The organism is Robertmurraya siralis (assembly GCF_005502275.1).
Taxonomy (GTDB): domain Bacteria; phylum Bacillota; class Bacilli; order Bacillales; family Cytobacillaceae; genus Robertmurraya; species Robertmurraya siralis.
In genome coordinates, this window is sequence record NZ_SWLZ01000008.1 from 21700 (window position 1) to 35523 (window position 13824).

Annotated in this window: 11 protein-coding genes and 1 pseudogene; 8 read left to right on the forward strand and 4 right to left on the reverse strand. The window is 34.5% G+C overall.

Annotated features, from left to right (window positions below):
* Window positions 1-56 precede the first annotated feature (56 nt).
* Together FCJ93_RS11675 and FCJ93_RS11680 are read left to right on the forward strand one after the other, a co-directional pair.
* Window positions 57-911: a hypothetical protein gene (locus FCJ93_RS11675; RefSeq protein ID WP_137743762.1), complete on the forward strand. Its 855-nt coding sequence runs from the start codon at window positions 57-59 to the stop codon at window positions 909-911.
* The gene (locus FCJ93_RS11680; RefSeq protein ID WP_137743763.1) at window positions 901-1509 is read left to right on the forward strand and encodes a hypothetical protein; all 609 of its coding nucleotides are present in this window, start codon (window positions 901-903) and stop codon (window positions 1507-1509) included. Before FCJ93_RS11675 ends, FCJ93_RS11680 begins: the two co-directional genes overlap by 11 nt.
* Before the next feature lie 6 nt (window positions 1510-1515).
* On the opposite strand, the pseudogene FCJ93_RS25890 reads toward FCJ93_RS11680, so the two are convergent.
* Window positions 1516-1790: pseudogene (locus tag FCJ93_RS25890) on the reverse strand (IS3 family transposase); the annotation flags it as partial.
* Between the two features lie 144 nt (window positions 1791-1934).
* Between FCJ93_RS25890 and FCJ93_RS11685 the strand changes: the two are divergent.
* On the forward strand, window positions 1935-2996 hold the full coding sequence (locus FCJ93_RS11685; RefSeq protein ID WP_137743764.1) for a saccharopine dehydrogenase NADP-binding domain-containing protein: 1062 nt from the start codon (window positions 1935-1937) through the stop codon (window positions 2994-2996).
* Window positions 2997-3216: 220 nt separating this feature from the next.
* Entirely contained in the window at window positions 3217-3396 is a 180-nt protein-coding gene (locus tag FCJ93_RS11690; protein WP_137743765.1) for a hypothetical protein, read from the forward strand.
* Window positions 3397-4283: 887 nt separating this feature from the next.
* On the opposite strand, the gene FCJ93_RS11695 is transcribed toward FCJ93_RS11690, so the two are convergent.
* The gene (locus FCJ93_RS11695) at window positions 4284-4907 is read right to left on the reverse strand and encodes an alpha/beta fold hydrolase (protein WP_095313945.1); all 624 of its coding nucleotides are present in this window, start codon (window positions 4905-4907) and stop codon (window positions 4284-4286) included.
* A 533-nt stretch (window positions 4908-5440) separates the two neighbouring features.
* Complete coding sequence (locus FCJ93_RS11705; protein WP_095313948.1) at window positions 5441-6625, reverse strand: MFS transporter; 1185 nt, start codon at window positions 6623-6625, stop codon at window positions 5441-5443.
* A gap of 522 nt (window positions 6626-7147) precedes the next feature.
* On the opposite strand from FCJ93_RS11705, the gene FCJ93_RS11710 reads away from it, so the two are divergent.
* Genes FCJ93_RS11710 through FCJ93_RS11720 form a run of 3 tightly spaced genes read left to right on the forward strand, consistent with a single transcriptional unit; the run spans window position 7148 to window position 11313 of the window.
* Entirely contained in the window at window positions 7148-9031 is a 1884-nt protein-coding gene (locus FCJ93_RS11710) for a beta-glucoside-specific PTS transporter subunit IIABC (RefSeq protein WP_095313950.1), read from the forward strand.
* An 11-nt stretch (window positions 9032-9042) separates the two neighbouring features.
* Window positions 9043-10446 carry a glycoside hydrolase family 1 protein gene (locus tag FCJ93_RS11715; RefSeq protein ID WP_095313952.1) on the forward strand — a complete coding sequence of 468 codons (1404 nt, stop codon included), beginning with the start codon at window positions 9043-9045 and terminating at the stop codon, window positions 10444-10446.
* A gap of 21 nt (window positions 10447-10467) precedes the next feature.
* On the forward strand, window positions 10468-11313 hold the full coding sequence (locus FCJ93_RS11720) for a PRD domain-containing protein (RefSeq protein WP_095313954.1): 846 nt from the start codon (window positions 10468-10470) through the stop codon (window positions 11311-11313).
* Window positions 11314-11749: 436 nt separating this feature from the next.
* On the opposite strand, the gene FCJ93_RS11725 is transcribed toward FCJ93_RS11720, so the two are convergent.
* Window positions 11750-12508, reverse strand: a complete 759-nt coding sequence (locus FCJ93_RS11725; RefSeq protein WP_095313956.1) for an alpha/beta hydrolase — start codon at window positions 12506-12508, stop codon at window positions 11750-11752.
* A gap of 316 nt (window positions 12509-12824) precedes the next feature.
* Here FCJ93_RS11725 and FCJ93_RS11730 point away from each other — a divergent pair, with 316 nt between their 5' ends.
* Window positions 12825-13802 (forward strand): ABC transporter substrate-binding protein, encoded by a 978-nt coding sequence (locus FCJ93_RS11730; protein ID WP_137743766.1) that lies wholly within the window; start codon window positions 12825-12827, stop codon window positions 13800-13802.
* The last annotated feature ends 22 nt before the right edge of the window (window positions 13803-13824 follow it).

The following is a 13824-nucleotide window of genomic DNA, read 5'->3' on the forward strand; positions in this document are numbered from 1 at the left end:
ATAAATTTAAATGTCGAATTCTTTCAAAAGTAAGATTTTATTGGAGGAATTGTATTTTGAGGAAACATCATCTATATGCTGCCAAGTTAAGTATTAATCAAAATCTATTTTCATATCCGTTAAACATAACAAAAGCTCACTTTAAAAAAGGAATTGCAACATCAGAGAAATTTTTTAGTAAGTATAAATCGTTATGGAACTTTATCGATGTAACTCCTTTGGAAATTGATGAAAAATTAATGATTGCTGGAAGAGTTCTAAGAGCTAAAGATGAGATTACTAGTATAGTTGACACTAATGTTGTACAAATTACAAAGAATAGTGTTGAAAATGTTGCAAAGTGGTCAAATTTTCTTTTTGATTACCAAAATGAAATTGTAGTTTTTGAAGAGAGAAAAGGGAGGATTTCAAGAAACCAATTTATTGAAGTCTTCACACAAATGATAGAAAGAAATGCATTTGAATTAGGAGAATTAAAATATGAATTATTGCCTAATGCAAGTGATTTAAAAAAGGAATTAAAGAATCTAAAAAAAATAAATTATGCTAAATTTCATTTAATACCAGCAAATTGGGATGATGATGAAGAATTTAATGACCTTGATGAAGAATTAAAGAATCTAAAATCAAGAGAAGCTGTACATGAATATATAGCACATGAGTCAGGACTCAATCCAGAGTCTAAGTTATTTAGAAAACCTGTGAATATGACTCTAGCAGGTTATGGACATTTTGATGTTAGAGGCAAAGATAGAAATAATGAAAATAGACAAATATTATCTAAGCAAGAGTTGTTATATGAGTCAATTCAATCTGGAGATGACAAAATTGACGAATTCACTAGAAATTACTTAACATTTTTAAAAAGAGCGATTGATCAACACTTAGGAGCAGCAAAAAATGAGTATTGAAAAAAATAAATATAAGTTTAAAGAAATGCTTAAGGTTTATGGTTTTTCTAAATTAATTTTCTGTCATGAGTTTTACATTTCTCTAATGATTCCAACATTTTTGTTTTATTTGATGTTTTATATAGACAGTCTCCATTTAAAGGGCATAATTTTAGAAATTTCTAAAGTTTTGATAGCAGCGGATATAGCTATGATGGCTATTGTCATATCAGGTTTTGCGATTATTCTATCTGTGAGCAACAATAACTTTCTGTTTTTTTTGAATAGGAAAAATTTATATATTCGTTTCTTTTTTCCATTTTATTTATCTAGTGTGTTATGGAGTTGGCATGCGATCTTATCCATTGGAATGTATCTGGTTGTTTCTACTAGCTTAGAGGATGATTTTTTTCTACTAATGTTAATTTTCATTTTTTACTTATATATTTTTCTGTTTTTCTATGCATTGTTAAATTCAGTATCACTTGTCAAGACCATCCTGAGATTAGGTTTTGAAAAGGTAAGATTAGATGATACTCTAGGTAAAATTGAGCCAAAATTGAAAATAAATGGCAGTGATGATAAATGTGAACCAAGAAGAAAACCCCCTGAAAGTTAGACACGGTTATTTCAGGCGACCTTGGGTAAAATGAGTTCGGTATTGCACCGATCTCATTTTTAATTTTGTCTTCATCCTTTCGTGTTTTGATATTCGATATATTTTTCTAGCTTTTTTTAAATGCACCACACTTTCAAATTCCTTTTAGTATAAGAATTCAGATTTCATAATCCTAAAGAACTTCTTCATGATAGAGTTGTCGTAACAGTTTCCTTTACGGAATATACTTGAACAATTCTTCTTGATTGAAGTCTTTTATGATACTTCTCCATCCGATAGTGTCAGACCTAAAATCTGTTAAAAAAGTTAAATTTAAGATGAAAGGAAAATTGTTAAATTCCAGATTAGTACGAAAGTTTTTTACATGAAATTCAAAGAGTACATGTTAAAATTTAGGAAAGGTTTAATAGAGAGAGGTTTAAATCATGAAAAAAATGATGGTTGTTGGAGCATCTGGTGTTCTTGGTAAGTTAGTTTGCATGGAGTTACTGAGAGTATTTGAAAATCAAATAAAATTAATAGTAACGGATTATAAAAATGAAAGAGGTAAGAAGTTAGCAGCTTTTTTTAACAGTAACGTTCAGTTTCAATGTTTAGATGTTGATAATGAAGAAAATATTAAACAAGTAATAAAGAATGTGGATATTGTAGTCGTAGCAGTAAAACAGAGAAATCCTCACATTCAAAAAAAGTGTATTGAGAATAAAATATTATGTATAGATGTTACACCGTTTTATGATTTTGCTGAGAAAGTATATGAGCTAAATCAAAGTGCAGAAAATAATAATATAGGTTCTGTAATAATGTCTGGATTTTTCCCTGGTTTATCAGGCTTAATGATTAAGGAAGCTATTTCGGATTTCCAAGAGGTAACAGAGATAAACGTTGGTTTATTACAAAGTACGAATGCGAAAGCAGGAATATCTGGAATTTTAGATATGTTAAAGATAATTGACCAACCAGTTTCCTTTCAAAGTAAAACTGTATCTGGCTTTACAAAAAAAAGAAGAATGTATTTTCTTAATCATTTTAGAGAAAAAGAGGTCAGGTTAATAGACCATTCAGAAAAGCTATTGTTAAGAGGAAAATTAACAACTGCCCCGATAAATTATTGGACTTCTTGGAATGTTAATGCCTTTAATAAGCTGGTTTCTATGATAAGAAAAATGGGTTTTATGGAAATGATTAATAAAGTGAATAATAATTTTCTTTCTAAGGTCATAAGGCATAATCCTAATAAGAATGAAAATGCTTTTCTTACTGTGGAAGTAAAGGGAGTGGTTGATAACAAAGAGCGGGTAAGAATATTATCTTTAGCTACCTTCTCTGATTATCATACAACCGCGATGGTGACTGCTTCATTAGCAAAAATTGCCCTGAAAACTGAAGTAAAAGGGATCATTTGTCCTTTTGAACTAACAAGTTTAGAAGAAATACTGTCTGTCATAAATTGCCCAGATATTCAAATAAAGGAAGTTAATCAATAAAAATTTTTATTGCAATCGTAAATTTTGATCACTCTTTTCATCTTTATATGAAAGATAAATTTATTTGGTTTAATGAAAGATTTTTTCTTATAATGGCTGGGGTTTGATAATCCCCTTCGCCATTTAGCAAAGGAGCTAAAGGAAAGCGACGCGGCGACGGAAATAAATCCTGGTCTTTATTACCTACCGTTATCAGGTTAAGGAAATGTGTCCAAGTGCGATGCTACTTGATATTTTAGTAGAAGAACAAGTTCCTTTTTCAACCTTTTCTGATTCTCACTTCCCACAGGTTATGGGAATTTATGGAGATGACATTCAAGCGATGCTCATGAACAGAGGGGTGACGAAGGTGGCCACATTCACAAATCGAAAGCGAGAAATGGTCCTTTTTGAGGCTTAGTGAGAAAATATGAGAAGAAAGGGCAGGCCAAAGGTAAGCAGGTCTGCGCTTTTTAGGGTAGGTTAAATGAAGGAAAAATGGTATTGCCGTTAATTTCTATATGTTTCTTCTCTGAATTTCTTTTTAAATTTAAAGGGACCCAAGCTTTTGACAAAAATCCTTAATATTTCCCTGACAACACAAGTGTAATGAAAAACCAAAGGCTAAAAATACAAAGCAAACTACTGAATAGGAACCCCCACTTACTTGCTTCCATTTTGCTTCTTATCAATAAGAAAATACCGAGAAAAAAGAATGCTAAAACCCCAAAGTGGCTTTTTAGAAATGAAATCATGATACAGATAATGACTAGAAGCATTGTGATAAATTTTAGCAGTTTCATTTATTATCTCCTCTAAAAAGTTATTTAAGTATATTGAAAATAATAACATAATATGAAATATTAGAAAGATCGCTTTACAGCATTTGTAAAAAATAACTATACGAAGGAAATTTTAATATTTTTAACTTTTTCACTAATGCTCTCTATTGTTGCTACTCCAGCTATAGCTAATACAGAAGCAAGTTTGACAAATGAGAATAAGGAATATAACTCAACAAACTAAAAATAGTATTGAGGGTGAGTTCCAATATAATGGGGAAACATTTAAATTTCAAAAAGACGGCAACGGCGAATTTAATTATTTATTGTAAAGTGGTTGGAGATTAAAAAGGTCAGTATAAGTACTATTAAGTATTCAATGCTTTGATAAGTCTATAGCTATTTTAGTCATTTGATTTTTAAGAGAAAGGTTTGTATTTTTGAATCAAAGGTATAAAATGGAACCTGAAATTTTCCATTAGATTCAATCTTAAATTATTCTAGTATTTTTTTTCACAGTTTACACCTACTTTCCCCCATAAAAAGCTTCTATCATTTCAGCTAATTCTCGTGGTGCTTGTGTATTTACTTCATGACCTGCCTTTGTGATAAATTGAAGTTTTGCTGTTGGAATCAACGCTGTTAATTCCTTAGAGGCTTTTTTGTTTGCATGATCGTTCTTTCCGCAAACAATCAAGGCTTTACAAGAAATATTATGTAAGCCTTTGCTGAAGTTTAAAGTAGACATTGAATTTGTAAGCTGAATAAAGTCTTGCTTCGTAAATCCCATTTGTTGAAAGGCAGAGTTGGGGATAAGCCGAAAGATCATATTTTGGAATTTTAATAATATTTTAGGCATTTTATGTTGTACGCCAATTAACACTAAAGAGCTTACTCTTTCAGGGTATTTTATCGCATAATTTAAGGCTAGAATGCCACCTAATGACAAACCACAGAGATGTAACGGTTCGTCAATTTCAGCGCAATATTCTACAAAGCTAGCATATAGATGGTTGTAGGTTACTTCTTTTTGCTGTAGCAGCTCAGGTAAATCAGGGCAATCTATAGGGCGGTGTCTTGAAAGAAAAGAAATGGTATGATCCCAGCTAGATGAATCTTGTCCAAGTCCATGTAAAAAAATATATCTCATAAAAAATGTCCCCCATTTATATTCGGATAGAATGTATACTAACATCCTCGCTTAAATTTTTTTAAGCCTCTCTAAGAAAAGTTCTATCATTTATTTATGTTGTTTAATTCGTGGTTTTACAGCATGATGAAATCGATATATTTATTAGAACCTTGAGTGTTAGCTAGCATACGAGTACTTTAACAACTTTCAACTTTATTAATCGGTTTTAGAAAAATATATAGAGACCAATCCATTAATATGTCACAGATTAAAATGATGAGCCAACCCAATATTCCAGCACCGAAAAGGTAACGTTACGGTGCTCCGTACCATAAGAATGAAGTTTTCAATGGACTTTTCTAAACTAATTATAAGGTTCGTATTGCTCGTGAGGTTGGGCATTTATACTAGGTTCTTAGTTTCTGCATTTATAATTTTTGGATACACTCCAATTGGGTGCATTGGACTGTCAATGTTTATTTGTTTACTCTTTCACATATTAAAAGGGCATAAAAAAATGTTCCTTTTCAAAGACAAATGGATAGTTCCAGCTAAGACACCTTTTTTTTAAGGGATCTGCTTTCTTCCTTACGAGAGTATATCAAGGAAACAGAGAAGGCAATAAAACAAGTTCCAGCTAAAAATAGAAACGCGGCTTTCATGGATAGATGCTCATAAATGCTGCCGCTGATTATTGGAAAAGTAGTCATACCTAAGGCATAGATTGCCTGGAAAAAGCCCATTGCTGTTGATCGTTTTTGCTGGGGAATAGATTTGATTGCCTCAGAATTTAGAAGAGAGAACAATATACCCGTACCCATTCCAGGAATTAATTGTAAGAAACAAACAATAAATATGGACCCCGTTTGAGGAACCATTAAACAGTAAATGCCCAGTAATAAAAAGCTAGAGTATATCCACTGTTTTTTTGTTAGTAGCTCAAGAAATCTGGTTGAGGCTAGCTTGGCAAATAAAACGGCAGAGAGCATATAGATGATGGAGGAAAATCCAATTACCATATTTGTTGCGCCAAGATCCTGGATGATTTGGTTTGTAAAGGACATGGTTGTAGCCATTTGCACACCTTGCTGTACTAACGCTAAACATGAATAAAGTAATAAATTTTTATCTTTTATTACCTGTAATAACTCTATTACACCTATTTTAGGTTGTATGGATGGTTTTGTTGCATGGAGGAAAAAGGAAAGTACACATGCAATAAGACCAGCTCCTAAACTGAAGGCGCAAATCACCATCATGCCGACAATATCATACAAGAAAGTACTAGTGACAAAGCCAAGTAACATACCTGAATTGTTAGCCATTATAATTTTACTGGTTGCACGAGTTTGATCTCCTTTTGTAAAAAAGCTCATATACAAGATCATAAAGGAAATCCAGGTTGCGCTTGCTGTACCTGATAAAATATTTGCAATTAAAAAGCCAATATCATCAGGTAACAAAATACGAAATAAAGAAGCAGCACCAGCAAAAAAGGAGCCCAAAATGATAAAAAGTTTATGATTGCTGCTAAGATCAGCAAGAATACCCACAGGAAGCCGAAGCACAAGTTGTGAAATACCATATGCACCGATAATTGTACCAACCAAATTACTAGAAATATGCGCTAGAAGTAGATATGTAGTTTGATAAGGAACATAGACATATTGAGCGAACCAAAAAAACAGCACAATCCATAAAATGAGTGATGTTTGGTTCCTGTGCGTATTTTCCATTTTTCCATGATCTCCTTTCGTTTTTATATGTTTAGAAAGTAAATTTAAATACAAAGAAGATATATACTGAAGTGGCTAATTTTGGGTATGAAGAAGAGCATAACTTTCTTTTTTTGAGCTTAGATTCACTAATTTTTTTAATGTATCAGGGCATATAATAAACAACCAATGTTCAATAATTCCAGGCAACTAGATTCTTTAATGCAGTATAATATCCTAAAATAAAAATTTGTACAAGTATATCTTTTTTGTTTTATAATCTGAATAGGAGAATAAAAAAAGGGCTTGCAATAAAAATGAAAGCGTGTTAATTTAAAAACAAAGTTAAACAGCGGAATACATTTTGACGTGTTACTGATAATGCAGGCAAGATCAAATGTACACCAAATAACCAAGGGAGAATTTATGTATTTTCCATGGATTATTTGTGTATGTTTGATCTTTTTTTTATGTCAATGTGTGTTCCTCCTATCCGTTGGCCAGCGGACCAATCCTAACGAAGGAGCAGAAGGAGCAAAGAATATGAATTATCAACAGGTTGCAAAAGACATTTTGACGAATGTCGGAGGAAAAGAAAATGTATCAAGTTTAACCCATTGCTATACACGTTTGCGATTTATCCTAAATGACCCAAAGAAGGCCAATAAAGAGAATCTAAATAAGATGGATGAGGTCATCTCTGTTGTGGAGAGTAGTGGACAATTCCAGGTTGTTATTGGAAATAAAGTGGAAGAAGTACATGACCACATCATACAGCAGTTAGGTGAATTAAAGGAGACTCAAGGTAAAGAGGAAGAAAAAAGTTCTATTGGAAACAGAATTTTAAGTATTGTTACAGCAATTTTCACACCAATTATCCCTGCAATTGCCGCATCAGGTATGCTCAAAGGGATCTTAGCTCTTGCAGTAATGATTGCCACCTCCTATTGGGGTGTTGATATTAAGGAATACAATACGTATATTATTTTGAATGCAGCATCAAGTGCAGTGTTTTATTTTTTCCCGATAATTATCGGGTATGCAGCAGCAAAAGTGTTTAAGACAAATGAAATCATTGCGATGGTATTAGCAGCAACACTGTGTTACCCTGACATCGTTACATTAATGTCAGGAGAAGCTTCTGTCACTTTATTTGGAATTAGTGTCACCCAAGCGAATTACACATCAACTGTTATCCCAATCATCATTGCAGTATTTATTATGGCCTATGTTCAACGCTATTTTGAACGTATTACACCTGAAGTTTTAAAGATTATTATGGTCCCAACATTCACATTATTAGTAATGGTACCTGCGACTTTGATTGTTTTTGGACCTATTGGGATATACCTAGGAAACTTTATAAATTGGCTGTATTACGTCATTATGGATATTAGTCCAACGTTGTTAGGTGCTTTTATAGGGGGAATCTGGTGTGTTCTTGTCATCTTTGGAGCCCATAAGGCAATCGTACCAATCGGGATTAATGATGTTGCACGAACTGGTCAACAGAATCTTCTAGCGTTTGCAGGAGCAGCGAACTTCTCACAAGCAGGAGCAGCTGCAGGGGTTTTCTTGAAAACAAAAAATAAAAAGTTGAAAACATTAGCTGCCACTTCAACTGTTACTGCACTTTTTGGAGTGACAGAACCCGCCATATACGGCGTTAACTTAAGACTGAAAAAACCAATGATTTATGCGGTTATCAGTGGAGCGTTAGGCGGGGCATTAATGGGATGGGGTGGATCCTATGGTACAGCCTTTGCTAACCAAGGGGTTTTAACGATACCAGTTTATATTGAAGCGGGAACAAAGGCATTTTTATGTTACATAATTGGGATTGCGATTGCTTTCTTTGGGGCAGCGGCTATGACTATGTTGTTTGGTTTTAAAGACATTCCTGAAGAAGGCACTGTTGATGAGACTCCCAAAAAAACAGATAGAATCGTTCCTGATTCAGTAAAGACAGAGGCTGAAACGAGCATACCTTCACCGATTCAAGGTAGTATTATCCCTTTAGCTCAGGTCAAAGATGAGGTGTTTTCTTCGGGGGCATTGGGAGAAGGAATTGCCATTTATCCAGAGGTTGGTGAAGTCGTTGCACCAATGAATTGTAAAGTGTCTATCCTCTATCCAACGTTACACGCTATCGGTTTACAATTGGAAAACGGGGTAGAAATGTTAATTCATATTGGATTAAATACGGTGGAGCTTAAAGGAGAAGGATTTGAAGCTCATGTAAAGGCAGGCGATGAGATCAGCAAAGGAACCAAAATAGTTTCATTTGATATAAAAGCAATTGAAGCTAAAGGATATGATCTCAGCACACCGTTGATTATTACGAATTCCACACAATACCAAAACGTTTCTTTTGTAGAGAACGAAAAATCAACCATTCATGATGAGTTAATTTTACTAAAAGCATAGGAGTGTCAAATATGAAAAACCATTTTAAAAAAGACTTTTGGTGGGGAGCTTCCTCCTCGGCCTTCCAAATTGAAGGAGCCTGGGACAAAGATGGTAAAGGAAAAACCGTAGCTGATTACAATGCATTTCAAAAAGCAGATGTACAAGCAGATACGAAAGTAGCCAGTGATTTTTATCATAACTATAAAGAAGACATTCTTTTAATGAAAGAATTAGGATTAAAAACATACCGCTTCTCCATTTCATGGGCTAGAATTATTCCCGATGGCGACGGTGAGGTGAATCAAAAGGGAATTGACTTTTACAATAATGTGATTGATTTCTTATTAGAAAATGATATTATTCCATTTGTGACTCTATATCACTTCGATCTTCCATTTGCACTTGTTGACAAGTACAATGGCTGGGAAAGCCGCGATTCTGTTTATGCATTTGAAAGATATGCAAAAATTTGCTTTGAGGCATTTGGTGACCGTGTTAAGCATTGGCAGGTCCATAATGAGCAAAATCTAATGATTCGAGTTAATATACGAATGAATATGTATGATGTGCCAAGCGATCAGGTTGAGAAAGTGAGAGCACAGATGGATTATCATATGTTTGTGGCTCATGCTCTTGCGACAAATGCTTGTCATGAAATGCTGCCAGATGCAAAAATTGGTCCGGCCGTGTCCTCTACTATGACATATCCTAGTTCAAACCGTCCAGAGGACGTATGGGCGGCAAGAATGAATGACAATTTCAAAACAAACTATGCCCTGGAAATGTATTGTTTCGGCGATTACCCAGGATACTATAAAGAATACCTTAAGAAATGTGACATTTATCCAGAGACAAAGCCAGAAGATGAAGAAATACTGAAGGCAGCAAAACCAGACTTTATTGCATTGAATTATTATCGCACATTGGTAGCAAGCTATCTACCTGTAGATGAAGCTCATCCATTTGGAACGAAAGAAAATGATATAGATTTTAACTTATATGGATACTTTAAGATTGAAAAGAATCCAAATCTGGTAGTAACAGATTACGGTATTCAAGTAGATCCGATGGGCTTAAGACTTGTACTGAACGATTATTACGAAAAATATCGTCTGCCGATGATTATTACAGAGAATGGTTTAGGAACAGGCGATCAGTTGACAGAGGATGGAAAAGTGCATGATGATTATCGTATTGAATACTTAAAAAATCATATAGCTGCTTGTAATGACGCTATTTCAGATGGTGTGGAGTTATTTGGATACTGTCCGTGGTCTGTTATGGATTTGTTAAGTTCCCGTCAAGGATTTATGAAGCGATATGGTTTAGTGTATGTAGACAGAGATGATTTTGATCTAAAAGAGTTGCGTCGAATTAAGAAGGACAGCTTCTTCTGGTATCAAAATGTAATTAAAAACAATGGATTAAACTAACATCTAAGGAATGGGATGGCCATGCAAATCCTAAAAGTTATGAACAATTCGTTGATATTAGCGGTTAACGATTCAGGAAATGAATGTATTTTAATGGGAAAAGGAATAGGATATAAGAAATCAATTGGCCATGAAATACAAGAGTCTGAGGTAGAGAAGACGTTTATCCTGAAAGATAAAACTATTCTTCGAAACTTTATACAGTTGGCAAGCGAGTTGGATGATACTTACTTTAATATTGTAAAAGAAATCATTGATTATGCGACTAAAGAACACGGAATTGAAGTCATGGATTACTTATATTTATCCTTGTCCGACCATATTGCCTTTGTTGCCAATCGTTTTTCCGAGGGAATAATAGGTGAGAAGTTTAACTATATTGAAGTAGTTAAATATCATCAAAAGGAATATGCGATTGGAAAATATGCGGTGAACCTTATCAATCAAACAATGGGTATAGAACTACCTGAAAGTGAAGCTTCCGCAATCGGACTGCATTTTGTGAATGCGCGCTTAAATTCAGAATCATATAATCAGGAAGTTCAGATTGTAAAGTTGATTGACCATCTTGAGGCAATTGTACTTAGAAAAGCAAACACCTATTTTGAAAAGGATAGCCTTTCTTACTCAAGATTCATTACTCATCTGAAATTTTTCGCAGAGAGAATAGTCAAAAAACAAACTTTTGAGGATTCTGAGTCTGATATTCTATACGACCAATTGAGTCAATCTATGTCCAAAGAAAGCGAAATTATTGAGAGTATTACACGATTTGTCAAACAAAAATATGCAATTGACTTATCCGGGCAGGAGAAAACTTATCTAATCATCCATATTCATCGTATATTGGGTGGTAACCAAAAATAAGGAAATTTACCGAATTAGAAGGCTGATTCAAAATGTCGTTAAAAAATGACATTTTGAAATCAGCCCTTTTTGTAAACGTCTAGTCTGATTTTACACTTTTTCTCATTTCCATTTTAGGCTTTAGCGACAAATAGAAAAGGGGCTTGGGAAAAAAACGGTAGTTTTCTGTAGAATTGTTTGAAACAACTGTTTTACAGTCAACTTATATTAAGTCATTCTAATTTCAAAATTGATTTAATGGTGCTTTCAATTGACCATTCTTCATATAATCATCTTTCATTCCCATGAATGTTGCATCAAGGTCTGTTTTCGACTAACTATTACGTGTGCCTAAGATTGCAAAGTCCCGTTGATAGTTCTGTTTCCGTATAAGATAATCAGTCAACTGCTTATGCACTTGCTGTTTTTAAACTTAACTGCTGCACGAATGCAGCAGTTAAGTTTCTCCGCCCTTAAACCGCAATGCCCGACTAATGGTTGCAGGTACAACGGAAGCGTGATTTTCCTCTGAAGCAATAAATAGTTCCTTTGAAAGAGCGGGCAATTCTTTGTAGAATTCTTTAGCATCCTCGACCATGAATCCCTCGTGTTCACCTACGGCTATGAATAATTTCTGCAAATCATCTGGATTTGCTTTCTCCAAATAGTCAAATAATTCTTTTCCATTCCACCAAATCGATGGGCTTATCGCGATGTAGGTTTGAAAATCATGGCAGTGCGTTAAATAGCACCAAATCGTATAGTATCCCGCCAAAGAATGGCCAAATAGAGTCTGCTTATTTTTATTTACAGCAAATTTCTTTTCGATCGCAGGCTTGAGTTCTTCTTTCATAAATTTTTGGAAGAGGGGGGCGCCGCCATGGTGACCGAGATTCATCTTTTTTCCTTTCGCATGCTCGGGGAAAAGATAATGCTCTGCTGGTGCAGTAAATTCATAGAATCTTCGTTGCCTCATGTCTTGTTCATCATGGCAAATCCCCACCACGATGCTAGGTTCAACTTTCGTTTTTGCTGTATTAGCCGATTGCAGCTTAACAGCATATTTAGCAAATTGAAAATACGATTGTCCATCTAACAAATAGACGATCGGAAACCCCGATTTTGGAGGAGTTTCATTTGGCACATATACTTCAATGGTATATTGATAATGGGTGAATTTCGAATCGTAATCAAATTGAATATCTTTGTTTTGCACGAAATCAATCTCCTTTACAACCAAATTTATCAACTATCTTCAATCGTTCCTTCGCCATCATACAATTCTCTTCAGCAATTTCCAATGTAATAAATATATAAAAATGAATGAGGAGTCCTGAAAAAAATCCATTTTATATAAAAAGAAATATAAAATAATTGTTTAAATTATAGGAAACTATTATGAAATTACCAATTTATTGGTATAAAAAAGTCCATTCTTTCATACGCAAATATCTATTCATTTCCCTATTGCAGTTTGGTAGGATGGGATCAGTAATGAGAATCAATATCAATTAAATGCTGGAGGGAAATATATGAAGAGATTTTGGAAATATGGAGTGGCCACATTAGTGACCTTTTCTTTGGCTGCTTGTAATACATCAGAAGAAAGTAGTAAAAAAACAGAGGAAAAACCGGTTGAAACAGCAACGAAATCTGAAGTGGAGGAAGCAAAGGAAATTAAGATAAATTATTTGGGGACAGAGTATGCATTCCCAAATCCTGTTGAAAATATTGTCGCTGCCAGCTTTGAATCGATGGAAGATTCGGTCGCGCTTGGGATTAAGCCAGTCGGTGTATTAGAAGTAGGAGGGAGGATTCCAGAATATTTAAATGAGCTTGAAGGAGCGGCATTGATAGGAGATAAAAGAGCTCCGAGTGCAGAGGCGATTCTTTCATTAGAGCCTGATGCGATTATTGGAACGTCCAAATGGGGCGAAGATGTCATGACGCAAATGAATAAATTAGCCACAACTCTCCCATACTCTCACATCTCAGCCAACTGGAAAGATAATCTCTTGGCGTTAGCAGCATTAACGAACAAGACAGCTGAAGCGGAAAAACTGATTGCTGATTATGAGCAAAAAGTAGCAGATACCAAAGAGAAGATTGCCAATTCAGATGTAAGTGATCAATCTGTGCTGATGATCCGTATTCGCGCTGGGCAAATGTATGTCTATCCGGAGAATGTCTATTTTAACCCGATTCTTTATCAGGATTTAGGGTTAACAGTTCCAGATGTTGTGGCAAAAGCGGAAGCACAAGCAGAAATATCATTAGAGACCTTATCAGATGTTGATCCAGATATTATCTTTTTGCAATTTGCAGAGACGGAAAATGCAGATGCTCCAAAAGCATTGGATGACCTGCAAAATAATGCAATTTTTAAAAGTTTAAAAGCATCGCAAAACGGAGAGGTATATGTGAATACGATTGCACCATTAGCTGAAGGTGGAACCGCGTGGTCGAAAACTAGATTTTTAGATGTCCTCGAAGAAAATTTATTGAAATAATGGAAGCTGCAAAATTGGAAGC

Excerpts from the sequence above, each read along its gene's own strand:
- FCJ93_RS11680 (WP_137743763.1), top strand. The coding sequence starts at position 901 with ATGAGTATTGAAAAAAATAAATATAAGTTTAAAGAAATGCTTAAGGTT.
- FCJ93_RS11685 (WP_137743764.1), top strand. The coding sequence starts at position 1,935 with ATGAAAAAAATGATGGTTGTTGGAGCATCTGGTGTTCTTGGTAAGTTA.
- FCJ93_RS11690 (WP_137743765.1), top strand. The coding sequence starts at position 3,217 with ATGCTACTTGATATTTTAGTAGAAGAACAAGTTCCTTTTTCAACCTTT.
- FCJ93_RS11695 (WP_095313945.1), bottom strand. The coding sequence starts at position 4,907 with ATGAGATATATTTTTTTACATGGACTTGGACAAGATTCATCTAGCTGG.
- FCJ93_RS11705 (WP_095313948.1), bottom strand. The coding sequence starts at position 6,625 with ATGGAAAATACGCACAGGAACCAAACATCACTCATTTTATGGATTGTG.
- FCJ93_RS11710 (WP_095313950.1), top strand. The coding sequence starts at position 7,148 with ATGAATTATCAACAGGTTGCAAAAGACATTTTGACGAATGTCGGAGGA.
- FCJ93_RS11715 (WP_095313952.1), top strand. The coding sequence starts at position 9,043 with ATGAAAAACCATTTTAAAAAAGACTTTTGGTGGGGAGCTTCCTCCTCG.
- FCJ93_RS11720 (WP_095313954.1), top strand. The coding sequence starts at position 10,468 with ATGCAAATCCTAAAAGTTATGAACAATTCGTTGATATTAGCGGTTAAC.
- FCJ93_RS11730 (WP_137743766.1), top strand. The coding sequence starts at position 12,825 with ATGAAGAGATTTTGGAAATATGGAGTGGCCACATTAGTGACCTTTTCT.